Genomic DNA, 21,463 nt, shown 5'->3' with positions numbered 1-21,463 from the left:
TTGACTGAAATCGTTTCCGTTGTCATGACAGCATCTCACCCGCCAACAGGCCCGGGGTTTTCAAGGAAGGTTTAGGCAGACTCGGTGCAGGCAGGCTCGGCAAGTTGCCCGCCTTGCTCGCAGCTCCAAGAAGCCCCGAAGCACTCGGCAACGCCGCACTCGCCAATTTCGGCAATCCGGCCACACCGCCCTGCACCACACCCTTCACTTGCTGCGCTGTTTGCATCGCACCTTGCGCCGTCTGCATCGCACTCATCCCTGTTTGCGCCATGTCCTTACCCTTCTCCAACATCTCCCAACTCTTGCTCGGCAAGACCTGCGCGACCATGGCTTGCACCTGACTCGGCACGTCTTCAGCCCCCGGCGGATTCAACGGCCACTCCGGTTTGCCGATGTAACTGCCATCGCTCCAGGTGTCCGCCGGATCCTTGCCGAACAACACGCGTGCCGGTCCCGGCGCAGCGCCGGCGACGCTGGCGAAACCCTTGCCGTCGAGCTTGCCTTTGATGCTTTTGCCCAGGGCATCGATGACTTCATAATCGCCTTCCTTGATGCCCTGACGCCCAGCGTATTGGTTGAACAGTTCGAGGTTGCCTTTGCCCGGTTTCGGTGGTTCCGGGAATACCCCGGCGAGACTTTTCGCGCCGGTGTAGGCGAAGTTCGCCGCGTGCGCGGTGTACGGGCCGCTGGTGGCGTGAGTGATGCCGCCGGCGTTGTAGGTGGTGGCGCTGCCGCCGCCCTGGATCACCAGTTCGGTTTTTGCGGTGATGGTGATGCGGTCGGCGTTGGCGGTGATGTTGAGTTTGGCCAGCAGGTTGATGCTGTCCTTCAGCGCGCGCACATCGATGTCGCCGGAGGCCGCGACCAAGCGCCAGCCCATGCTTTGCACGAACAGGCGCATGCCACGACTGGCGCTGGCCAGCAGGCGTTTACCGATCGACAGGCTGGTGTGGCCGGTGCTGCTCAAGGCCAGGTGTTCGCCGGTGGCGATGTGGCTGGAGCGTGGCGTGGTCAGGGCGATGCCGGCTGGGCTGGCGAGCACCAGATGCGGTTCGGTGAATTCGGGGAATTCGTTGGCGGTGAGGTTCGCCGGGCCACTGCCGAGCACGCCTTGATGCTGGGCGTGCAATGCCTTGGCCACGTCGTCCTGATCACCCGCCTCCTGAGCCTGAAGCTCTTTGGCTTGTACCGCAAAACCGTCCTGCTGATCGCTGGCCGTCGCGAGGCGTTCAGCGGTTTCCGGCAGATCTTTGTGGTGCTTGGATTCGTTCGGACGCGGCTCAGTGGTGATGAGCAGACCGGCCGCCGCACGCACCGCACCGTGGCGGTCGGTTCTCAACTCAAACCCTTCGCCACGCGGCTGACCACCGCTCGGGCGCGGATGGGTCAGGTAACCGAGGTTGATCGCGCTCGCGCCGTGGTCGCTGCGCAGCGCAATGCTGATCTCGCTGGTGGTGTCGTCGATGCGCAGTTCGTTGGCGCGGCTGCCCTTGTATTCCTTGCTCTTGACCGTGGCCAGGGTCTTGAAATCCGGCAGTTTGTACGGCGGCAGATTGGCGCCGTGGTACAGGCAGCCGGTGATCAGCGGCTGATCGGGATCACCTTCCAAGAAGGTGATCAACACCTCCATGCCGACCCGCGGGATATTGATCGAACCAAAGGTTTCCGCTGCCCAGCTCGACGCGACACGCATCCAGCAACTGGTCATGTCGTCGTGCTTGCCTTCGCGGTCCCAGAAGAACTGCACCTTCACCCGGCCGTACTGGTCGCAGTAAATCTCTTCGCCTTCCGGGCCACAAACCACCGCGCTTTGCGTGCCGAGGACTTTCGGTTTCGGGTGATCGAGCGGCGGACGGTAAGGCACGTCCCACGGAATGGCGCTGAAGCGGTTGCGGTAGCCCTGGTGGAAATCGTCCTTGAGGTCGGTGGTGTCGCTGGTCACCGATTCTTCCAGCACCTGCGGCTGTTTGCCCTCGTGGAAAATTTCGGTGAGCAGCCACAAGTCATTCCAGGTCGGATTGGCGTGGTCGGTCAGGGCGAGGAAATGCCCGCTGACCAGGATCGGTTGATCGCTGTTGCCTTCGGCCAGACGGTAGTCGCTGCGATGGCGTTCCAAGGCGCGATTGGCCAGGTGTTTGCCACGCTCGCGATCGACGAAACGGCCCGGGTAATCGTAGTCTTCGAGGTCTGGCTGAGCCGAACTCTTGGCGTCGCTTTCCAACTCGATTTTCGGTTTGACGAAGTCGTAATCACGGCGCGTGGTGCGGCTGGTGCGGGTGGCCAGACGCAGGCCGAAACGCTTGACCACCGGTTTGTCGGCAACCAGTCCGGAGTCCTGCTGATAGGCCACCGGCGCGAGTTTCGGGAACACCGTCTGGTCATCGCCGAAGGTCAGTTTGTGGCCGCTGGACGTGTGCTGGAAGTGGTAGTGAATCCCCTCCTCCTCGCACAAGCGCTGGATGAAATCCAGGTCCGACTCGTCGTACTGCACGCAGTAAATGCGCTCGGGGTAAATCGCGCTGAGCTGGAAGTGGTAATCGCTGGCAAGGATGCCGTGTTCTTCCAGGACTTGGCTGATGATCTGTTGCACGGTCATCTGCTGGAAGATGCGCTGGTTGACCCGGTGCGCGAGGTACGCCAGTTGCGGGCGCAAGGAAATCTTGTAGCGGGTCAGGCGCTTGCCCGCCTCGCCCTGGGCGATGCTGTAGACCAGCCCGTGAATGCCGCTGCCGCTCGGCGACAGCTGAAGAAACGCCAGTTTGTGCAGCACGCTTTCGAGGTTGATCGAGGCCTTTTCGCTGACCAGTTCCAGCTCGAATTCGAACGGCGTGTTGAGGGCCTCGCGACCGGTGAAGGACAGCACCTGGAAATCGCTGTCGATGCCATCGACGGTCAGATTGAAATGAGGCTGGTTGGCCGGTGAGAACATCCCTTGTTCCTCGCGCAGTGCTGCGACGCGCAACAGCCCTCAAGGGGCTATTGGCAAAAAATTCTTTAGAAGTGAATCCGCCCCGACCAGTCATGCCGATCGGGGCGGTACAACCATCAGCCGTAATTAAACGACTGGAGCACGCCAGTCATCGGAACCCGAAGTACCGGAGACTTCGTGGGTCCAGGTGATTTTGCGGTAGGTGAACTGCACTTCTTCCAGGTGGGTGAAGTGCGCGTTGCCTGGATCCTGGCAGTTGTGCATTTTGTTGTTGATGGCGACGATGATCGCGTCTTCCAGTTTGGTGGTGTAGTAGTGCTCTTGGGTGCCTTGAGCAGAAGTACGGAACCACTGGATAACGATTTCGCTCATGCGCTCGCCGGAAGTCAGCGCCGCTTGCAGCAGTGGCGAAGCCTTGTCGTAGACCTTGGTGATGACCACTGGCTTGTGCACGCGCTGACCGGTTGGCTGACCGGATTGCGGGTCACGCGGGATGATCACGTCGTGGGTGAAAGCCTGAACCATAACCTGGTCTTCGTGGCCTTCCTGGTAGGTGTTGCCTACGGAGTCAGCGGTGAAAGCGCCTGCAGTGATCAGGCCTTGTTTTTCGCCGGTAACCGACATGTACGCGGGTGTTGCCATGGGATGCTCTCCTTGCTGGATCAGTGGGTGCGTTATAGGTGAAACCACCTAAGAAGCGGCCATTTGCCATCAAATAGCATGCCAACTTTTTTAGAGCCTTGTAAATCGGGGGGCTGAGAGGAGTTCCTTCGCAGAAACAGTGAGAATTCAGTATGAATTCACTGAGAGGTGCGCAAGAAGTTGCGCAGTGGTGTGCAAGAAGTTGCGCACTTGGCTACAGACCACGACGTACTTGGGCTGTAGCGATTTATCGAGCGAGATATCCGGAACAAGTGCGCAAGAAGTTGCGCACTTTCAAAAAAGGCCACCCCATCACATCAACGGCTGAAATTTTGATGGTGGCAGGTCATGACTGCATTTCAAGATAGCCAAACATTAGAACCACAACTTTCCACAAACCATAAAAAATCCTAAGCCAGGTATATCCTCAGCACTCGCTCAATACGACGCCGAAATCGTCGCTGGACACTTGAGCCGCTTCGTTGAGCCGCTGGCGCAGCGCGGCGGTTAGCTGCCGCTCTACTTCCCATGGATCCGATAGGGCAGCTAACTGCGGTGCCAATTGGGGCGAAAGGCTCATCAACGAATGATTGAGCGAACGCGCCGTTTCAAAAGCGGCTTTCTGCACAAAGCTGATTTCCACCAGTTCCCCCTGCGCCTTGCGAAACTCCATCTCCGCCATCCGCGCCAGGTAATGCTCGCGATGCGCTCGTGCTTTCTGAAAGTCTGGGGTCTGCCCTTGCGCAGGATCAGCGGGCGGCGGCGCAGCCATGTTAGTCGGTTCGGATTGTGCAGCGACGTGGCTGTACACATCACGCTGAAGCCGCTCCTGTTGGTGGCGAGCAGCGACGGCAGCCTTGCTCGGGTCGGCGGTATCGCGGATCAACGCTTCAGTCGCCAGCACGTCGACCTGCTTGCCATTGGGCGACAGCACCAACCGGCCGTTCTCTTTCAGCCAGGTGATGTAGCTCGGTGATCGACCGATGTGAGCAGCGAAGGCGCTCTTTGACAGGTACGTAGCTGTGCTCATAAGCCCTCCTTTTCAGCGGCTTTTCAATGAATCCTTTCAAGATTTCAGTGGATTGAAATTTCAGTAAGCTGGCGGGTCTCCCACTAACACGATCCCGCGGGTTTCCGACCCCGTACCCTTCGAAAGTCCCCAGGGTCCCCGGCGGTTTTGTGCCCGGTCCGGCTGGTCGAGCCGGCATCCGAGTGCCATGCTCTGCCCCCATTCCCTTGGAAAGACGGACATCCCTGCAAAGGTTTCAGCTAGAGAGAATCCGCGAGTGCGATAACCCGTGTAAGGGGCGGCCCTCTGGGAGGACCCGTAAAAATCGGCGCCCCGCGCGGCCTGCCCAGCTCATGCTTTCGGCTCGGCCTCGTTGAGGTCAAGCCGCTTGGCGACCCAGCGCTCGTACAAGCCGATGGCGACATCCGCGCCGGCCATCGCGGTCAGGCAACCCAGAGCACCCGCTGTCCAGATCGACAAGCCCGCGCCAAACAGCAACATCATCGCTGACACGCCGCACACGATGCAGGCACCGGACCGAAGTGCGAGGCGGCGCAGTAACGCCCAGCCTCGTGCCCCATCCTTGTCGGCGCGCCACATCTCGCCAGACACGCCGCCAACCAATGACAGGGCAATCACCAACCAGATCGGCATCTCTGCCAGTGCCTGCTGCTCGTTCGTCATTGCCCTGCCCCTTAAACAAAAAGACCCGGCGCAATGGCCGGGTCAAGTGGTGGGTGGCCTGCCGCGCTTTGCGGTCGCACCCATCGAAGATGGCCCCTTTTTACAGGTCGATTCTGGTGGCAGCAAGACCGGTTTAATGCCATCCGGTGAATGTGTGGCTTACGTCCGGTGAACGGCTGGCGAATGTCGGTGAATATCTATCCCGGCTGTCTTTTGCTTTTCTGGCGTCCCATGCGTCCCACCTCTCTAAAACAAGGTGGGACGTCTGAAAGCCCCGCAGATTGGGGCTTTGCCCCACCGTCCTACTTTTACTTCTCCTTTCTCGTGTATAGAGAGAATATTTAAAAACACGCGTGCGCGTGAACACGCGCATTGATGCCCGCTACGCATACACGGGCGGGAGACATGAAAAAGGTAGGACGGTGGGACAGCCCAACAACGACGGGGCCTGCGCCCGTCCCACCACCGCAAAAAGCGGTGGGACGAAGGCAGGCCGGTGGGACGGCGTGAGCCAAAGTAATGCCCACGATCAAGCCGCTTCCCCCAGGAGGAAGTGCTCGACCACGATGTGAGCGTCATGCAAGCGCTGGTAGTAGAGATTGCGTGTGCAGCCACTCTCAGCCAGACGCGCAGTCAGAGGCGCATCAGGCTGGAAGTAATGCACCTGCACAACTGTCATCAACTCGGGATCAAGGCGTTTCTTGACGATGCGCTCGATGTCCAGTGAGGCTTCCAGCGGTACCCTGCTCCCGCGCCTGCCGCGCACAAGCTGGCCACCGCTTTCCATCATCATGGCGACCATGTTGCCGCCCGAGTAACCGGCGGCGACCTCATCGCTGTGCAGCTCCTGCGCCCATTGCTTGAGGGCCATATCGATTGCCTTAATCATCGAAGCACGGCTCCTCGAACTCAGGTTGTTCCAGCGCAGGCGCCCTGCCCCAACCCTCCGGTTTCTTGTACGCCCATGGCCGCTGGCCGCTCTTGCTCAAGGCGCCCAAACGGAACCGTCGCCAGCCCAGTCGATGCAGGATCGCTCCCACACGCATCTGCTCCGGTTTACCCCAATGACCGGGATCGAGCTTGAGCGCCTGACTCATCACCTCACTGCCGGTGGTGGTCTCGCCGATCTGCGACTCTTCCAGCCATGTCAGGATGGGCGTTTCCCATTCGTCCACCACAAAGCGTTCGTCCTGTTCCTCGCTGAACATCGGCGCTTCCTCTCGCGTTACCCACCAGAGGTCGCCGGCCTCGAAGCAGAACATCGCTTCGGCCCACAACTGGTCGCGAATCTCGCGCAGCAACGCCACGTCGACCTTGGTACAGGCCACCGGCCAATAACGACGGTTGCCGGTGGCGTCCTTGAGGTACTCGTCCTGGTTGGTGGTACCGACGAAGACACACTGGCGTGGCACGTCCAACGTTCTGCGGCCATAGCTTTCGCGGTAGGTGTCGGTCGACGCCGAGAAGAATTGCTTGGCCTTGGTGCTCTCGGCCTTGTTGAAGCTGTCCAGTTCGCCCAGCTCGACGATCCACTTGCCGCGGATCGCCTGAAAGCCGTCCTTGTCACCGAGAGCAAACGGCGTATCCATGAACCACTCACCGCCGAGCACGCTCATGGCGGTCGACTTACCGGCGCCTTGTACGCCTTCGAGGATCATCACCGAGTCCGCCTTGCAGCCGGGTTTCATCACCCGTGCCACGGCCGAGATCATCCAGCGCTTGCCGACCTTGGACGTGTAGTCCGTTGTCTTCACGCCCATGACATCCGTCAGCCACCGCTCCAAGCGCGGCACACGATCCCATTCGAGTTTTCTCAGGTACTCGCGCACTGGGTGAAAGGCGTGGTCATGGGCCACGACGCTGACGGCCTCGATCACGTGCGACGACTTCACGCGCAGGTTGTACTGCTGCGCGAGCCACTTCATCACTCGCACGTCATCGATGTCGGCCCATTCGCCGGTACCACCGCCATAAGGAGCGGCCCGAAGTTTGACGATCTTCGAGCTGAAAGCGCAGTAGCTGATCACCCCGGCCCAGCGTTCGTCGTGAGCGAGGATCAATTCGACGTTTTGCATGTGCGCAATCAGGGCGCCGCTCTCGCTGCGGGCGAGTTGATCTTTCCAGCCACCAGCCGCCGGTGGACGGACCACGGCCAGCACCTGACGGCGAACCGCGTCGAGGCCTTCGGCGACGTGCAGGTCGTTGAAGTCGGTCCACTTGTCGTGACGCTCAATCGAGAAGATAGGCGAGACAACTTGGGCACCGACGATCAACGCGGCGTTGCTCGCCTTCTCCTCACCTGGATTCCAGGCATCGCCGTTGGGCTTGGTGGTCTTCCAGTCGTCGTCGCGGCAGATGATCAGCGGGCAGCCGGCGAAGCGTTCGCGCATGACCTTGCACACGGCGAGCAAGTTACCGGCATCAAAGGCCACGGCCACAGCGAGCGACGTCGCCATGTGCAGGCTGGCGCCCGTGGCGTAGCCCTCACAAACCAGCACCGGTTCACCCGGCTCCGGGTGCGGACCGAGCAGGTGAAAGGTGCCCTCCTTCGCCATGCCGTAAGGCCAGTAGGATTTGTCGCGGCCGGTGTCTTCCTGCTTGTTCGGGAAGATCACCTGCAGGCCCATGATTTGATCACGAGCGCTCTTCATCGGCACCAGTACCGCACCGGTGCGCGGCGCGTAACGCACGTTGATGCCAACAATCTGCTTGCGGTCCAGGTAGTCGCTGCGGCCTGTGGTCGGCATACGCTCAAACAAACCCTGCGCCCTTTTCGCGGCCCGCCGCGCAGCGTTACTCGCGATTTCGGCGGCGCGGCGTTTGGCCTCCTCCTGGCGGGCGCGCATCACTTCGCGCTCCTCCGGCGACATGCGTCCAGCCTTGACCTTGATCTTCTGCGTCTCGCCCGAACGCCAGTCACCGAAGGCGCCGAAGATCAGCGTGTCGCCCTTCTCCGTGCGCTGCTCGTGGACCACATACCAGCCGTTCTTTTCCTTGCCCTTGTCCTGCGAAGTCTTGCAGCGGGTCAGTTTGCCGAACACCAGCGGTTGCGCTGGCTCCAGACCGTAATCGGCGAATTGCCCCAATACCTCATCGAGCATGCTGAATCCCCCGCTCAGAGAGGGACTGGCAACTAATGCACTGCGAGCAGCCCGGTTGGGCCAAGCGCCGGGCTTCTGGAATCGGGTCGTCACAGGCTTCACAGAACAGCAAGGAATGGGCAGCGCTTTCGGCTTTGGCAGCGCTGCGCGCCGCCATGGCCTGATCGATGCGTTCCTGCACCAGGTCGTTAGCGAAATCGGCGATGTCAGCCACGGTCAGCACCTCGCGTCGTCTGGTTGACGTAGGTGGCGCGGTTGAACAACCCGAGCAGCCCTTGAATGCCCCGGAACACCTGCAGGCGAATCGCAGCCAGTTCCTGATCAGTCACCACACCGTCGCCGATGCTCTTGGCCCACGTCTCGGCCAGATCAGCGACCTGGCGGAAGTATTCGGCGATCCCCGTGGTCAGGGTCTCGGGCATGTCGCTGGTGTAGGTGTCGGCCAGCTCCTGCCAGATCGTGTCACCAACCAGCGCATGCACCGCATCGAGAATGCGGCGATCCTTGGTCAGTTCGAGGATCTCGCCAAACTCCTGAATGTTGATGGAGTGGCTCGGATGAGTCGGCGACAGTTTGTGCTGCAGCGTGGTCGGGTTGCGACCGGTTGTAGCAGCGATGGCAGCAGCGCCGCCCGGGTAATCGCGAGCGGCGTGGTACAGCGCTAAATCGAGCGGCAGGATTTCCCGCTGCGCCCGTTCCAGAGAACTGAGAGCAATTCGGCTCATGGCATTAATCCTAAAAGTTGCCAGTGCCGCGCGACAGAGGTTGGTGATACATTTGTCGCGTGGTCTGGAGAGGCCCAAAGCCGGCTAGGTTCCTAAGACCAACACCGGCACCGTGCCGGGGCGAACAATCCGTTGTTCACCCCTGGCGCAACAGCTGCCAGCTCTGTGGTAAGAACGGCAGCAACGCCAAGGCTTCCGAGCCTTGGAAATGCGATGAAGGTCGGCGGCATGTGGTGTGCTCGCCTTCTGACATCGCGACCCGATAGCATTGTGGTGATGCTGTCGGGAGAAACTGGGCGACCCTTGGGTCGCCTTTTTTCTATGCAGCTTGGGAGCTTTCCTTTTCCGGAGGAAACACATCATCAAGACTGCATGGCGTGCCTAGCTTATTGAGCGCTCTGACTATGGCTCTGCACTCCGCCAGTCCAGCAATTCGGCGCCCAGCCTCATAGTTGCTAATACGTGCCTGGGTCCACCCAAGAGCTACAACGAGCTCCTTTTGCTTGATGCCAGACTTTTCTCGATGCTCGGCGATTAGATTCATGCTGTCCTCCAATTGGCTGCGGCCATCTTAATCACGAATTGTAGATATTTCAACACGCAAAGTGATGATAAATAATTTCATTGCGTGGTAAAAAAAGCACATGAACACACTAGGCTCACGTATCAAGCAGTACCGCAAAGCCAAAGGCATGAGCCAACAGGCTCTTGCTTACGCCTGCGGATGGGAATCACAGTCTCGAATAGGTAACTACGAGAAAGGTGCTCGACAGCCGAATCTCCACGACCTACAAAAGATCGCGGCGGCACTGGGAGTATCTTTTCCAGACCTTGTAGCTGGGAAAGATCGATCTGACATTGAGTCGTACCCAGATGTAATACAAGGTCGGATTCGATCCGAAGATGGACTTGTTGCGGAATTCGGCAGATCTAGAGATAAAGGCCAGCCGGTTAGCAGCCTCGTCGGCTGGGCTAAGGATGGCAAGGTACCTGTCCTATCAAATGCTCAACTGAGCAGTGAAGGTTTCTTCGAAGCAGTTGAGCCTCCACCTGGCCAAGGCGAAGGATTTCTTAACATACATAGTGATGATCCGGATGCTTACGGCTTAAGAATTCTTGGCGATAGCTTGATGCCCCGAATCAAAAACGGTGAGTTCGTTCTTATAGAGCCGAACAAGCGTTTTTACAGCGGGGATGAGGTCATAGTACGAACCTCCTCTGGCAAAGCGATGATTAAAGAATTCATCTATCTCCGTGATGGAATGTTCCGACTCGATAGCGTCAATACCGATCACGAGACCCTCCACATTGCGGAAAATGAAGTGGAAGAAATCCATTTGGTAGGTGGAATACTCAAATCCTCCCGCTTTCTATACAGTGCCGCGACGTATTAATCACAATTCGTGTTGACAAGCACGAGCACAATGCGTGATATTTGCCTCACTCTTTACCACAGAGCGAGGCAATACCTATGCGCACCACCGCATCCCTGCATGTCCACCCGGCATGCGTCAGCAATCGCAAACTGATCGAACAGCTGCAGCTCGCCACGGGCTGTCTGGTCGTCATTCATAACAGCAAACCCAAGCTTGTTGCCAAGTCCTGCCATCCCTCTCCTATCGATCCAAACGGTGGAGGGCACGCGGCATGAACAAATACAAGATCGACAACCGCACCCTGCAGTTGCTCAACGCCCAGGTCAACCTAACCGAGACCTTCAACCACGTCCTGCGCACAGCACCAAAGCGTGAATGCCTGGCATTCCGTCTCAAGGCTGAGCGCGGCACAGTGGAAAGCACTTTTGTCGTGGAGCTGGGCAGCGAACGCCACACGCTGACCCTGCCAAACGACAAAAAGATGCACCTAAAACTGGCAGATTTCATCGAAGAGATTGCCAACGGTCCGTTTGACGCAAGCAACTCCAGCGATCTGGTGCATCTCCCGCATGCCGATCGTCAATACGGCCGTTTTGATGTCCAGGACAAGCAACGCGTGTTCGAACTGGTGCACACGGGCGGCGTGCTGAGCCTCGACATGGGTTTTGAACTTCCCCTACATGTGGCGCTGCATCGCGCTCATACGCGCCGCGGCGTCACCGCCATCTTGAGCATCGGCAACAAGAGTCCGCATACGTGCTGCTTCACCTTGTACGACCCCGATGCCGAGATCTACGCAAGGCTCATTGAGTCCATCAACCACCTTGCTGCAGCGGCCACCCCTGCTGCGCACGCGGCATGAGGGGGACACCATGGAACGCACACTCGCCCAAGCAGCCGCTCAACTCGGCCTCACTCGCCCCAAACTGATTGCTCTGATGCGGGAAAAAGGTTTGCTCAAGGGAAACCTGCCGGCGGACCCGAAGCGTGACAAAGCGTACCTGCGGGTCAAGGCCAGCCCCTGGTATGACGAAAAATACGGAATGCAGTACAGCCAGTCGACCCGCGTCATGCAAGCCGGCATCCGCTGGCTGGCCGAGCAGTTGGACATCGATCTTCCTGCCATTCCGGCAGATCGCCGTGACGTGGCCTAGGGAGTACGCCCGCCAGATCGTTTCTATGCGCACACGCGAGGAGCGCAACGCCGCGCTCCTCGAAGTGCCCGAACATCTGCGCGAGCTGACTAAACGCCACTGCCTAAACGCCTGGAACCACCCGGCACGACAACAACGCAAGGAGGCTCGACAAGGCCATGAGTAACGCTGCACAGAATCCGCTTCGACTGCATCCGGCGCCCGAATCGGCCACCGTCGAACTGCTCTATCGCATCTTCGGTGACGTTCTGATCCCGCTGGAAAAAGTCCGCGAGCAGTACTTTCGCAATCTCAACGAACAGTCATTCGTGACGGAGATCAACAGCGGCCGGATCCAGCTTCCGATCACCACGCTGGACACCAGCCGCAAGGCCTTGAAGTACGCGCACATCCGCCACGTCGCCTCGCTGATCGACATCCGCGCCTACAAGGCTGATGAAGACATGCAGCGGCAGCAGGACGGTCAATGCCGTGTTCCCCCCACACCACTGACGGCTGTCACCACCGGCCAACGACAATCCCAGGAGCACACCACATGATGACCCCAATACAAATCGGTGCACTGATAATCCTGATAGTTCTGGCCGCTCTGCTGCTCTGGGGCGGTTACATCATGGGCCGCAGTGATGGTCTGAAGACTGGCCTGCGCGAAGGTGAAGACATCCAGCGCGCCGCAAGCGCCAAAACCATCCGCGAGCTTCAGGCCTCCCTGCAGTTCATCCGGGCCGATCACTCGCGTCTGACACACACCTGCAAACGACTTGAAGCAGGTCCGCACTTCGGCCCGGCCGAGCACCAGACGCTGGTCGCCATCGGCGAGCTGCTGCGGATCGCCGCCGAGACCTTCAGCGCCTTTCGTACCGGCAAGAAATTCGAGCGTGATGCCCGGTCCCTGCGCGAAAAGGTGCTTGCGATAGCTGCGCAACTACAACCTGAAATAGAGGACAGTTTGGCCGGACAACCACTCTCCAGTGCCAAGCAAGTCACTGTGGAGGCTGCGTGAATGAGCTGGCTCTTTTCGCAGGCGCTGGTGGCGGAATACTCGGCGGAAACCTCCTCGGCTGGCGCACCGTCTGCGCCGTTGAGCGTGATGCCTACGCCGCACAAATACTGGCGCAACGACAAACCGATGGACTGCTCCCGCCTTTCCCGATTTGGTCTGACGTGTGCAGTTTTGACGGACGCCCTTGGCGAGGCCTTGTTGACGTGGTTTCGGGAGGATTTCCTTGTCAGGACATCTCGGTCGCAGGCAACGGCCTCGGTATCGCCGGCGCCTGCTCCGGACTGTGGCGGCAGATGGCACGAATTACCGATGAGGTACGACCGCGCTACGTCGAACTGGAGAACTCACCACTGCTTGTGGGAAGAGGACTTGCCGTGGTGCTCGTTGACCTTGCCGAAATGGGGTATGACGCGCGATGGGGTGTTATCGGAGCGGCTGACCTCGGCGCCCCTCATCAGCGGGACCGGATCTGGCTCATTGCAGAAGAGCGCCACCAGACGGTGGCCAACACCGGTAGCGAGCATGGCAAAGGGATCCTCCCCCGCCGCACTGACTCGCCGATCCGGGGCCGACCGCTCGAACGATCGTCTGGATCACGCCGTGATGGCATTGGATGGTGGGGTGGCCCATCGGGTGGACCGACTTAAGGCCATTGGCAACGGACAGGCTCCAGTCGTGGCAGCAACAGCATTCGAAATTGTCACGCCATTAAAAATGTGTGGGGCTGCATGAAAACTCTATTTCTGCTTATGGCCCAATACAATGGGCAAACAATAATTTCACTCCATCAAGTGTGCGAAGACTATTTCACACACCTGACTACCGACATGTTTCAACGCAAAGTAATGGCCGGTCAAATTCGAATTCCCATCACCAGGCTTGAATCTAGCCAAAAAAGTGCCAAAGGAGTTCACATAACCGATTTAGCAGCTTATTTGGACACGCAGCGGGAGGCTGCAGTAAAGGAATTTAACCAGCTCAACGGATACCGTCGAGCCAGTTAACTCAGTTCTTACCCCAGGCGCCCAGCTTCACGGGCGCCTGAATTATCCGTTCTAACCAAGGCCACTCGGCATAATGATCACCTCGCCCACGCAAATGAGTATATCTGCGCAATGAGTTCCAGTCCCTGTGACCAGAAACACCAGCCACTCGCGGGATATCCCAGTCCATTTCAAATAACCGGCTCACGCCGTCGTGCCGTAGATCGTGAAAGTGCAGATCTTCAATCATCAGAAACTTGCACGCCTTCGCCCAAGCCGTAGAGATCGACGACGAGTTGTACGGAAAAATTTCCTCTCGCTCTTTTGGCATGCTTTGCAGAATTCTCCAGGCTTCGTCGGGTAGGTGGCACCAAACATCATTGCCAATTTTCTGCCCCGGGTTCTTCATATCTCTCACCAGCACCCGCTGATTCGACTCATCGACGTCCTCCCACATAATTCGGCTTATCTCATCCTGCCGACGCGTGGAAAAAATTGCGAAGCCAATCACCTTCAGCATGTTGATCGAACTAGGCCGACGCTGCTGCATGCTGAGGAAGTGCTCCAAAAGTTTATCCAGCTCGTCCTTGGCTGGACGGCGATCGCGCTCCCGGCTCTTCATGTTGTATCCGAGCTTCCTCAACACCTTCCGAGCGTCCGACATCGCGTGAGGATCTACCTCATACCCCCAAGCGGGACGCGCAATCGAAAGGACAGCCCCAAGGTGCGCCAGATCGTTGCCAGCCGTCTGCGGCTGGACGCCGCCGCCCTCTTTACTCATTCGCCAGAGTGCAAAATCCACCAATCGTTGACTGTTAATAGCCGAATCAATGGTCTGGCCAAACTCCGTCGCCGCGATAGCATTTAGGGTGGCTTCCTTGGTTTTACCCAACGGCCGGACTTTCTCCATTTCATCTAGGTACTGCTTTATCATGTCCTTTACGGTGACGCCCTTGCGGTTCGCCCGCTCAATCGCACCAGGCTGATCTAGCTCTGCCTCACGTCGCCGCACCCACGCTTGTGCCGCCTGTTTCCGGGCGAAGGTCTGGCTCTCTTGGTAGACTTGCGCTCCATCGCGAAACAGGCGTATCTGTGCCGTGTAACTGACTGAGCCATCGGTGCGTTTTCGTGCTCTGATCGTTGCCATAGTCGACTGGTACAACTCCGAAAGTGATTGGTACATTGTACCAGCGCCATCGAAAAAACGCCTGAAAACGCCTAAAAACACGCTATAAATACGTTGAGCCAAATGGTACCAAACACCCACTCCAGACCAGTAAACTCAAGCCCTGCGCTATCTCGGCGGTTTTCCGTTGCGCCTATGATGGATTGGACTGACCGCCACTGCCGTTTCTTCCTACGCCTCCTGTCGAAGAATGCCCTGCTCTACACCGAAATGGTCACCACCGGTGCGCTCCTAAATGGCGATCACGAACGTTTCCTCCGTCACAACGAAGCCGAGCACCCTCTCGCCTTGCAGTTAGGTGGTAGCGTTCCGTTGGATCTGGCCGCCTGCGCCCGCATGGCTCAGGAACACGGTTACGACGAAGTAAACCTAAATGTCGGCTGCCCAAGCGATCGTGTGCAGAACAACATGATCGGCGCGTGCCTGATGGGTCATCCGCAACTGGTGGCAGATTGTGTGAAGGCAATGCAAGACGCTGTGTCGATTCCAGTAACGGTAAAGCACCGCATCGGCATCAACGGTCGGGACAGTTACGCTGAGCTGTGCGATTTCGTCGGCACTGTCCGCGATGCCGGGTGCACCAGTTTTACCGTGCATGCGCGGATTGCGATTCTGGAGGGGTTGTCGCCGAAGGAGAATCGTGACATTCCGCCGTTGCGCTATGACGTGGCAGCGCAGCTGAAGGCGGATTTTCCGGAGTTGGAGATTGTGCTGAATGGCGGGATCAAGACGATGGAGGCTTGCCATGAGCATTTGCAGACGTTTGACGGTGTGATGTTGGGGCGTGAGGCTTATCACAATCCGTATTTGCTGGCGGAGGTGGATCAGCAGTTGTTCGGCAGTTCGGCGCCGGTGATCAGTCGGGCTGAGGCGTTGGCGCAGTTGCGTCCTTATATAGCCGAGCATTTGCTCGCCGGTGGAGCGATGCATCACATCACCCGGCATGTGCTGGGCCTGGGCACGGGGTTCCCGGGGGCGCGGAAATTCCGTCAGTTGTTGTCGGTGGATATTCACAAGGCCAAGGATCCATTGGCGTTGCTAGATCAGGCGGCTGAGTTGCTTGAAGGTCGTTGATTGATGGTTTGAGTGTGCGGGCGACGCATGAGCGTTGCCCGCTGTTTTGTTGTACTGACAGGATGTCTTTTGTTTATGCCCGCGTTTAGTTTTTCCGGTTTCAAGCGTTACGCCTTTCTTGCCTTGTTCAGCTTCACTTCCGACGTTTATGCGCACTGCGATGGCTTTTGTATGGGCCGGACCGAAACGCCGTGGGAGGTGACGCAGTTCTCTGGCCTGTCGATCATGGTGCTGTTGCTGACGCCCTTCTCTGCCACCAATAACACCACGGAAAGCTTTAAACGCGTTTACTCCGCCGAGGAGCAAGAAGACGCGCGACTCTATCTGGCCAGCGACGGCATGCTGCAGGCCGCGTATTTCACCTCGGCCTTGCAGCGCTATCGACAGGAGTCGCCGGATTCGGCGTTAAACGATCTCGCCGTTGCGGCGTTGATCAGCGCGCAGTGATCAGGCGGCCGCCGCTGCTGTCCAGTTGACCCAGCCAAACAGCCACGTTGCCAGAATCAACAAACCAAACGCGATCCGATACCAGGCGAACGCGGCGTAGCTGTGGTTGGCAATAAACTTGAGCAAGCCGCGTACGGCGATCATCGCGAAGATGAATGCGGTGACGAAGCCGAGGGCGAAGACTGGCAGGTCGTTGGGCTGGAACAGGTCGCGGTATTTGTAGCCGGAGTAGACGGCGGCGCCAACCATGGTGGGCATGGCGAGGAAGAACGAGAACTCGGTGGCGGCTTTGCGCGACAGGCCGAAAAGCAGACCGCCGATGATGGTCGAGCCGGAGCGCGAGGTGCCGGGAATCATCGCCAAGCACTGTACGAAACCGACCTTCAGTGCGTGAGACCAGCGCATGTCGTCGACGTGTTCGACGCTGATCACATGGCTGCGCTGTTCGGCCCACAGCATGATGATGCCGCCGACGACCAGTGCCACGGCGACGGTGATCGGGTTAAACAGGTATTCGTGGATGGCGTCGGCGAACAACACGCCCAAGACCACGGCGGGCAGAAAGGCGATCAGCAAGTTGAGGGTGAAGCGTTGTGCATTGCGTTGAGTTGGCAGACCTTTGACGATTTCGAAGATCTTCGGTCGAAACTCCCAGACGACGGCAAGTATGGCACCCAGTTGAATAATGATGTTGAAGGCCATGGCGCGTTCACCGCCGAATTCCAGCAAGTCGGCGACGATGATCTGGTGGCCGGTACTCGAGATCGGCAAGAACTCGGTCAGGCCTTCTACCGCACCTAATATCAACACCTGGAAAAGGGTCCAGAAATCCATTAATCCTCCGTCAGAGCGCTCTTGGCGAGCGACCGGGTAATAACACTCAGGGGTTGAGTATCTGCAGTGAGACCATTGACATACATAAACGCAAAAGTTCATCAGCCACAAAGATTACGTCTTATTAAAAGACACACTCAAGCCATGTTAGTAATCGTCGGCTGACGAACTACGCAGAAAATATTTAGGCCTTTTTGCAGAAAAAAGTTGCTCTGGCAATAAAGTGTGATCAATATCACATTATTCAGCGATGGCCAGACAGTGGCAATTAGACATGGACATGGCTATCGCAATAAGCTCAAAATAGTGGCACCATTGCATATCGCCACCATCTAAGCAGTAGTTCACCCCTCCGAGAAAATCAACTAAAAGCTTGAAAAGCTTAATTATTGTTAGAAAACTCGGGAGCCACGTCTAAAAATCGCGTGAATGTTACCAATTGTCAGTCACAGATGAGAACCGGTGCTTTAACATCCCGATGTCAGCACTTAATTCGAGTCAATGCATGATGCTCTCAGGGAACTTAGCGACTAGAAGCCCGCGCCCGACAAACGACGAACCTGGTGTTCTTACTCTGGGTCGTACCCGTGGCGTGGCTGAACATTTCAAAGCGCTAGTCGCCCAGCATTTACGCACTGATATGGCGCTCGAAGCCGATGCGTACACTAGTTCATATCAGTTGAATGAACAGTCTGGTTCGTATCGAGCCATCTTCCTGGTTATCGACAGCCCACAGGCCCTCGAAGACAATCTTGCGCTGGTCGAGAACCTGCGCAGCGACAACTTGAAGCCGATCATTTGTGCGGTCATCACCGGTCGCGGCGCCTTCAACAAGATCAAATATTATCTGGCTGGCGCGGATGTTTGTATCAAGCTCAATACCCTTTCCGACGATGGCGCCGAGTTGCTGGGCGAGTTCTTCAACAGTGAAGAATGGCAACGCGATATCGATCTGACGCTTGATCCAACGCGTATCTGCCTGATGGGCACCAGCAAGAAACTCGATATCTCGTTTGCCGAAATGAAGATCCTCGAAGCCTTCGCGCAAACCAGCAATCACATTCTGAGCCATGATGAAATCGCCAGCATCATGGGCCTCAATACCAATTTCTACGACCCTCGCGCACTGGAAAAATCAATCAGCCGCTTGCGTGGAAAAATCAAGGACATGTATGGTACAAACGCGATTCAGAGCATTCGCGGCTATGGCTATCGCCTGCTGCGGGGTCTGATATCGACTGCCTGACTCTCGGGCAGCCTTCCCTTTTGCATACGTACGAAGGATCGTCTGATGCAACCATATCGTTCCAATTCTGCTTCACGCCTGTTTGAAATCAAGCAATTGAATGAGCGCGACAACACGACCCATAACAATAAAACTCCATAACATAGCAGCAGATCGAGTGGAATTTATCGAGGGCCAATCTTGGGCCCAGACCCTGCCTATCGATTACTTCCGAGGAAGTCATTGCTCGCCTGCCGATTTTTCTTTTAGCCAATTTTGGTGTGTATTTAGGAGAGAGACATGGAAACTAGTACAACCCTCCCAAGGAAATATTTTGTTGTCGTGACTCACAGTACAACGTCGCAACGTGAACTGGAGAGCATGCTGTCCAGTGAACGTTTCAATTCGTTTGAAGGGGTGGATTCGCCCTCTTCCGCTCCAATGGTGATGGAGTTCACATATCCAAACATCAGTCGAAAAAATGTTGCGCGCAGTATTGAACACGATACTCAGCGGATATTGGCCACACTTGAGTCCGAATGGCGGGCAGCGCAATCGGCCAATCCCTTCCAGAATGTCCCGGCGATAAGCGCGGAAACCCGCAATATGCCGCCCGCGATTGAAGGTGATATGCCTGGCAATGAAACCTGGCATCTCAACCCTGATCAGGGTGCACTGGTCAAAGAAGGTGTTGAAATCAGCCTGACTGGCCTGGAAACAGCATTGGTCAGGAAAATGCTCAGCCATGAAGAGCGTGTTGTCAGTCGTGACGAGCTGATTCTCAGCATCGGTCGAGAACCGGAACAATATCGCGGTCTGGAAATGTGCCTGAGTCGCCTGCAAGACAAATTCAAAAGCGCCAGTAATGGAGAGCGACTGTTTCGTGCCGTCAGAAACCGCGGTTATTGCCTGATTCAGGAAGTCGTCGCGTAACCCGCAAGACCTCTACGAACAGAACAAACAGAAAAAGTGCGATTACAAAAACAACAAGAGCACTCTGTTTGGCTTCATCTTCCTCCCTGAATTAAATATTCCCTGCCTCCACCCCTCCAACAGTAACAAATACAACATACTTTATTCACCCCTCGTTCTACGACCTTTTCTAACACCCTTCTATTTAATTATTAAAAAGTTGGCACTGTGCCATCTTGTTAGAACTCGTCAGACACCATTCCAGCCAATAACTTAGTCTATTGACTGACGACAGTTCGGCATATCGATGTTGTTACCTCAGGACACTCGTTAGAACAAAAACAATAAGTCTGCATAACAACTCGGATTTCAACTGTTGAAACCTGAATGGACGTCTTTTGGGGATACCGTATGGATCTTTCTTTAAGTATCAATCGAAGCACAGGCCTCAAGGGACTGACCTTTTGGGGCCAATGGGCGCTGGCACAGGGCTTTGTGGTGACGCTGCTGTTCATACTCGCCGAGCAACACACCGGGACGGTCGCGTTCTACTACCGGATGTGTGCAACGCTGGCGGTACTGGCGTCGGTGCCGGCTTATACGTTTAGCGGTGTGTATCGCAAGCGTGACAATTACCTGACCGGTCTCGGTCGACTGTTTATGGGTTGGTCGATGACCATGGCGGCGCTGGCGTGCATCGCCTTTGTCTGCCAGGCCGATGAGCTGTTTTCGCGGCAGGTGATTCTGAGCTGGGCGGTGTATGGCTTCCTCGGCCAGGCATTTCTCTATGCGCCGCTGCATGCGTTTTCCAAGTACTACCAGCGTTCGCGTAAAAGCGAACACAAGACGCTGATCGTCGGCACTGGCGAACTGGCGTTGGGTCTGGCGAAGAAGCTCAGCCAACTGGAAAATCTGCCGTTGGTAGGTTTGGTCAGCAATGGCGATGTGTCGGCGCTGGGTTCGGATGCACCGCGCGTTGTCGGCGATCAGGAGCAACTGCTGGAGCTGATCGAGGCGCATGACATCCGTCGCTTGTACATCACCCTGCCGCTGTGTGAAGCCGCGAAAATCGAAGCGATTTATGGTGACTTGCTAGGGGCCAACGTTGATGTGGTGTGGGTGCCGGACTTGAACAGTCTGACCCTGCTCAATCACTCGGTGAAAGTCGTGGATGGTCTGCCGGCGATCTACTTGAACGAGAGCCCGCTGACCAGCCGCCCTACCGCTGCTTTGAGCAAGAGTCTGGTCGAGAAAACCGTGGCGTTCCTGGCGATCATCGCGCTGAGTCCGATCCTGCTGATCATTGCGTTGGCGGTGAAGATCAACTCGCCAGGTCCGGTGTTCTTCAAGCAGGATCGCCATGGCTGGAACGGCAAGGTAATCAAGGTCTGGAAGTTCCGCTCGATGCGTGTTCACGATGACCGTGATGTGAAACAGGCCAGCCGTAATGATTCGCGCATTACCGCAGTCGGCCGCTTTATCCGTCGCACTTCGCTGGATGAATTGCCGCAACTGTTCAACGTGTTGCAGGGGCATATGGCCCTGGTCGGCCCGCGCCCGCACGCCGTCGCGCACAACAACTACTACTCGGGGAAAATCCTCGCGTACATGGCGCGTCACCGGATTAAACCGGGGATCACCGGACTGGCCCAGATCAGCGGCTGCCGCGGTGAGACGGATACCATCGACAAGATGCAGAAGCGTGTGGAGATTGACCTGCAGTACATCAACAGCTGGTCGTTGTGGCTGGATCTGAAGATCCTGGTGAAGACGCCGTTTACGTTGCTGTCGAAGGATATTTACTGAGGTTCGAAGCTGTATACCGCAAGGGGACGAAAGTCCCCTTTTTTGTGCGTGGGATTTGGGAGCGGGAGTGGATTGTGGAGGGATACAAAGACCTGTGGGAGTGAGCTTGCTCGCGATGGCGGTGGGTCAGGCAATGATGATTCTGACTGGGCTGACGCCTTCGCGAGCAAGCTCGCTCCCACAGGGATTTGTGGTTGGCTCGGGATTTGTGGTGTGACAAATAACCAATGTAGGCCTTCGCCTGCTCGCGATGGCGGAGGGTCAGGCAACAGGGATGTCGGCTGGTCGGACGCTATCGCGAGCAGGCTCACTCCTACAGGGGATTTGTGGTTGGCTCGGGATCTGTGGTGTGACAAATAGCCAATGTAGGAGT

At 57.1% G+C, this 21,463-nt stretch carries 24 protein-coding genes; 13 read left to right on the top strand and 11 right to left on the bottom strand.

The window, feature by feature from the left end; genetic code table 11:
- Positions 1-22: 22 nt before the first annotated feature.
- From HUW52_RS11730 to HUW52_RS11690, 9 genes are all read right to left on the bottom strand, one after another.
- Positions 23-2,929 carry a type VI secretion system tip protein VgrG gene (locus HUW52_RS11730; RefSeq protein WP_175553708.1) on the bottom strand — a complete coding sequence of 969 codons (2,907 nt, stop codon included), beginning with the start codon at positions 2,927-2,929 and terminating at the stop codon, positions 23-25.
- Positions 2,930-3,055: 126 nt separating this feature from the next.
- A complete protein-coding gene (locus tag HUW52_RS11725) occupies positions 3,056-3,571 on the bottom strand; it encodes an Hcp family type VI secretion system effector (protein ID WP_016983993.1) in 516 nt (171 codons plus the stop codon).
- A gap of 427 nt (positions 3,572-3,998) precedes the next feature.
- On the bottom strand, positions 3,999-4,601 hold the full coding sequence (locus HUW52_RS11720) for a terminase small subunit (RefSeq protein ID WP_175553707.1): 603 nt from the start codon (positions 4,599-4,601) through the stop codon (positions 3,999-4,001).
- Positions 4,602-4,931: 330 nt separating this feature from the next.
- The gene (locus HUW52_RS11715; RefSeq protein ID WP_047598490.1) at positions 4,932-5,264 is read right to left on the bottom strand and encodes a phage holin family protein; all 333 of its coding nucleotides are present in this window, start codon (positions 5,262-5,264) and stop codon (positions 4,932-4,934) included.
- Positions 5,265-5,793: 529 nt separating this feature from the next.
- A complete protein-coding gene (locus tag HUW52_RS11710) occupies positions 5,794-6,153 on the bottom strand; it encodes a hypothetical protein (protein WP_047301475.1) in 360 nt (119 codons plus the stop codon).
- Positions 6,146-8,365 carry a VapE domain-containing protein gene (locus HUW52_RS11705; protein ID WP_175553706.1) on the bottom strand — a complete coding sequence of 740 codons (2,220 nt, stop codon included), beginning with the start codon at positions 8,363-8,365 and terminating at the stop codon, positions 6,146-6,148. Before HUW52_RS11705 ends, HUW52_RS11710 begins: the two co-directional genes overlap by 8 nt.
- Positions 8,355-8,579 (bottom strand): TraR/DksA family transcriptional regulator, encoded by a 225-nt coding sequence (locus HUW52_RS11700; RefSeq protein ID WP_008080171.1) that lies wholly within the window; start codon positions 8,577-8,579, stop codon positions 8,355-8,357. Before HUW52_RS11700 ends, HUW52_RS11705 begins: the two co-directional genes overlap by 11 nt.
- Positions 8,572-9,090, bottom strand: coding sequence for a phage regulatory CII family protein (locus tag HUW52_RS11695; protein WP_175553705.1), 519 nt, complete (start codon positions 9,088-9,090; stop codon positions 8,572-8,574). Before HUW52_RS11695 ends, HUW52_RS11700 begins: the two co-directional genes overlap by 8 nt.
- A gap of 319 nt (positions 9,091-9,409) precedes the next feature.
- Positions 9,410-9,634 (bottom strand): helix-turn-helix transcriptional regulator, encoded by a 225-nt coding sequence (locus tag HUW52_RS11690; protein WP_175553704.1) that lies wholly within the window; start codon positions 9,632-9,634, stop codon positions 9,410-9,412.
- Positions 9,635-9,734: 100 nt separating this feature from the next.
- Between HUW52_RS11690 and HUW52_RS11685 the strand changes: the two genes are divergently transcribed.
- The 8 genes from HUW52_RS11685 (at position 9,735) to HUW52_RS11650 (ending at position 13,627) form a co-directional block, all read left to right on the top strand.
- The gene (locus tag HUW52_RS11685) at positions 9,735-10,484 is read left to right on the top strand and encodes a LexA family transcriptional regulator (RefSeq protein WP_175553703.1); all 750 of its coding nucleotides are present in this window, start codon (positions 9,735-9,737) and stop codon (positions 10,482-10,484) included.
- 77 nt (positions 10,485-10,561) lie between these two features.
- Positions 10,562-10,741, top strand: coding sequence for a hypothetical protein (locus HUW52_RS11680; protein WP_175553702.1), 180 nt, complete (start codon positions 10,562-10,564; stop codon positions 10,739-10,741).
- Positions 10,738-11,328 (top strand): hypothetical protein, encoded by a 591-nt coding sequence (locus tag HUW52_RS11675; RefSeq protein WP_175553701.1) that lies wholly within the window; start codon positions 10,738-10,740, stop codon positions 11,326-11,328. Before HUW52_RS11680 ends, HUW52_RS11675 begins: the two co-directional genes overlap by 4 nt.
- A 10-nt stretch (positions 11,329-11,338) precedes the next feature.
- Positions 11,339-11,620 carry a phage antirepressor KilAC domain-containing protein gene (locus tag HUW52_RS11670; protein WP_175553700.1) on the top strand — a complete coding sequence of 94 codons (282 nt, stop codon included), beginning with the start codon at positions 11,339-11,341 and terminating at the stop codon, positions 11,618-11,620.
- A gap of 158 nt (positions 11,621-11,778) precedes the next feature.
- Complete coding sequence (locus HUW52_RS11665; protein ID WP_175553699.1) at positions 11,779-12,159, top strand: pyocin activator PrtN family protein; 381 nt, start codon at positions 11,779-11,781, stop codon at positions 12,157-12,159.
- A complete protein-coding gene (locus tag HUW52_RS11660) occupies positions 12,156-12,623 on the top strand; it encodes a hypothetical protein (protein ID WP_175553698.1) in 468 nt (155 codons plus the stop codon). Before HUW52_RS11665 ends, HUW52_RS11660 begins: the two co-directional genes overlap by 4 nt.
- Complete coding sequence (locus HUW52_RS11655; protein ID WP_175553697.1) at positions 12,620-13,270, top strand: DNA cytosine methyltransferase; 651 nt, start codon at positions 12,620-12,622, stop codon at positions 13,268-13,270. Before HUW52_RS11660 ends, HUW52_RS11655 begins: the two co-directional genes overlap by 4 nt.
- A gap of 81 nt (positions 13,271-13,351) precedes the next feature.
- A complete protein-coding gene (locus HUW52_RS11650) occupies positions 13,352-13,627 on the top strand; it encodes a pyocin activator PrtN family protein (RefSeq protein WP_175553696.1) in 276 nt (91 codons plus the stop codon).
- Position 13,628: 1 nt separating this feature from the next.
- On the opposite strand, the gene HUW52_RS11645 is transcribed toward HUW52_RS11650, so the two are convergent.
- On the bottom strand, positions 13,629-14,753 hold the full coding sequence (locus HUW52_RS11645; protein ID WP_175555669.1) for a site-specific integrase: 1,125 nt from the start codon (positions 14,751-14,753) through the stop codon (positions 13,629-13,631).
- Positions 14,754-14,855: 102 nt separating this feature from the next.
- On the opposite strand from HUW52_RS11645, the gene dusA reads away from it, so the two are divergent.
- Positions 14,856-15,866: a tRNA dihydrouridine(20/20a) synthase DusA gene (gene dusA, locus HUW52_RS11640; RefSeq protein WP_175553695.1), complete on the top strand. Its 1,011-nt coding sequence runs from the start codon at positions 14,856-14,858 to the stop codon at positions 15,864-15,866.
- A gap of 75 nt (positions 15,867-15,941) precedes the next feature.
- On the top strand, positions 15,942-16,313 hold the full coding sequence (locus HUW52_RS11635; RefSeq protein ID WP_008087674.1) for a DUF2388 domain-containing protein: 372 nt from the start codon (positions 15,942-15,944) through the stop codon (positions 16,311-16,313).
- On the opposite strand, the gene HUW52_RS11630 is transcribed toward HUW52_RS11635, so the two are convergent.
- Entirely contained in the window at positions 16,314-17,147 is an 834-nt protein-coding gene (locus tag HUW52_RS11630) for an undecaprenyl-diphosphate phosphatase (protein ID WP_110720582.1), read from the bottom strand. It lies immediately after the preceding gene.
- A 505-nt stretch (positions 17,148-17,652) separates the two neighbouring features.
- On the opposite strand from HUW52_RS11630, the gene HUW52_RS11625 reads away from it, so the two are divergent.
- The 3 genes from HUW52_RS11625 to HUW52_RS11615 all read left to right on the top strand — a co-directional run bounded on the left by HUW52_RS11625 (position 17,653) and on the right by HUW52_RS11615 (position 21,090).
- Entirely contained in the window at positions 17,653-18,393 is a 741-nt protein-coding gene (locus HUW52_RS11625; RefSeq protein WP_034156400.1) for a winged helix-turn-helix domain-containing protein, read from the top strand.
- A 279-nt stretch (positions 18,394-18,672) separates the two neighbouring features.
- On the top strand, positions 18,673-19,305 hold the full coding sequence (locus tag HUW52_RS11620; protein WP_122596996.1) for a helix-turn-helix domain-containing protein: 633 nt from the start codon (positions 18,673-18,675) through the stop codon (positions 19,303-19,305).
- A 390-nt stretch (positions 19,306-19,695) separates the two neighbouring features.
- Positions 19,696-21,090, top strand: a complete 1,395-nt coding sequence (locus tag HUW52_RS11615) for an undecaprenyl-phosphate glucose phosphotransferase (RefSeq protein ID WP_007950006.1) — start codon at positions 19,696-19,698, stop codon at positions 21,088-21,090.
- Positions 21,091-21,463 lie beyond the last annotated feature (373 nt).

The organism is Pseudomonas sp. 43A (assembly GCF_013363935.1).
In the GTDB taxonomy this organism is placed as follows: domain Bacteria; phylum Pseudomonadota; class Gammaproteobacteria; order Pseudomonadales; family Pseudomonadaceae; genus Aquipseudomonas; species Aquipseudomonas crudilactis.
The sequence above is the reverse complement of the archived record's forward strand: the minus strand, read 5'-3'. Positions and strand labels throughout refer to the sequence as shown.

Excerpts from the sequence above, each read along its gene's own strand:
- HUW52_RS11705 (WP_175553706.1), bottom strand. The coding sequence starts at position 8,365 with ATGCTCGATGAGGTATTGGGGCAATTCGCCGATTACGGTCTGGAGCCA.
- HUW52_RS11665 (WP_175553699.1), top strand. The coding sequence starts at position 11,779 with ATGAGTAACGCTGCACAGAATCCGCTTCGACTGCATCCGGCGCCCGAA.
- HUW52_RS11620 (WP_122596996.1), top strand. The coding sequence starts at position 18,673 with ATGGAAACTAGTACAACCCTCCCAAGGAAATATTTTGTTGTCGTGACT.
- HUW52_RS11645 (WP_175555669.1), bottom strand. The coding sequence starts at position 14,753 with ATGGCAACGATCAGAGCACGAAAACGCACCGATGGCTCAGTCAGTTAC.
- HUW52_RS11685 (WP_175553703.1), top strand. The coding sequence starts at position 9,735 with ATGAACACACTAGGCTCACGTATCAAGCAGTACCGCAAAGCCAAAGGC.
- HUW52_RS11615 (WP_007950006.1), top strand. The coding sequence starts at position 19,696 with ATGGATCTTTCTTTAAGTATCAATCGAAGCACAGGCCTCAAGGGACTG.
- HUW52_RS11670 (WP_175553700.1), top strand. The coding sequence starts at position 11,339 with ATGGAACGCACACTCGCCCAAGCAGCCGCTCAACTCGGCCTCACTCGC.
- HUW52_RS11630 (WP_110720582.1), bottom strand. The coding sequence starts at position 17,147 with ATGGATTTCTGGACCCTTTTCCAGGTGTTGATATTAGGTGCGGTAGAA.
- HUW52_RS11710 (WP_047301475.1), bottom strand. The coding sequence starts at position 6,153 with ATGATTAAGGCAATCGATATGGCCCTCAAGCAATGGGCGCAGGAGCTG.
- HUW52_RS11725 (WP_016983993.1), bottom strand. The coding sequence starts at position 3,571 with ATGGCAACACCCGCGTACATGTCGGTTACCGGCGAAAAACAAGGCCTG.
- HUW52_RS11695 (WP_175553705.1), bottom strand. The coding sequence starts at position 9,090 with ATGAGCCGAATTGCTCTCAGTTCTCTGGAACGGGCGCAGCGGGAAATC.
- HUW52_RS11650 (WP_175553696.1), top strand. The coding sequence starts at position 13,352 with ATGAAAACTCTATTTCTGCTTATGGCCCAATACAATGGGCAAACAATA.
- dusA (WP_175553695.1), top strand. The coding sequence starts at position 14,856 with ATGGTACCAAACACCCACTCCAGACCAGTAAACTCAAGCCCTGCGCTA.
- HUW52_RS11625 (WP_034156400.1), top strand. The coding sequence starts at position 17,653 with ATGATGCTCTCAGGGAACTTAGCGACTAGAAGCCCGCGCCCGACAAAC.
- HUW52_RS11635 (WP_008087674.1), top strand. The coding sequence starts at position 15,942 with ATGCCCGCGTTTAGTTTTTCCGGTTTCAAGCGTTACGCCTTTCTTGCC.
- HUW52_RS11690 (WP_175553704.1), bottom strand. The coding sequence starts at position 9,634 with ATGAATCTAATCGCCGAGCATCGAGAAAAGTCTGGCATCAAGCAAAAG.
- HUW52_RS11715 (WP_047598490.1), bottom strand. The coding sequence starts at position 5,264 with ATGACGAACGAGCAGCAGGCACTGGCAGAGATGCCGATCTGGTTGGTG.
- HUW52_RS11660 (WP_175553698.1), top strand. The coding sequence starts at position 12,156 with ATGATGACCCCAATACAAATCGGTGCACTGATAATCCTGATAGTTCTG.
- HUW52_RS11675 (WP_175553701.1), top strand. The coding sequence starts at position 10,738 with ATGAACAAATACAAGATCGACAACCGCACCCTGCAGTTGCTCAACGCC.
- HUW52_RS11730 (WP_175553708.1), bottom strand. The coding sequence starts at position 2,929 with ATGTTCTCACCGGCCAACCAGCCTCATTTCAATCTGACCGTCGATGGC.
- HUW52_RS11720 (WP_175553707.1), bottom strand. The coding sequence starts at position 4,601 with ATGAGCACAGCTACGTACCTGTCAAAGAGCGCCTTCGCTGCTCACATC.
- HUW52_RS11680 (WP_175553702.1), top strand. The coding sequence starts at position 10,562 with ATGCGCACCACCGCATCCCTGCATGTCCACCCGGCATGCGTCAGCAAT.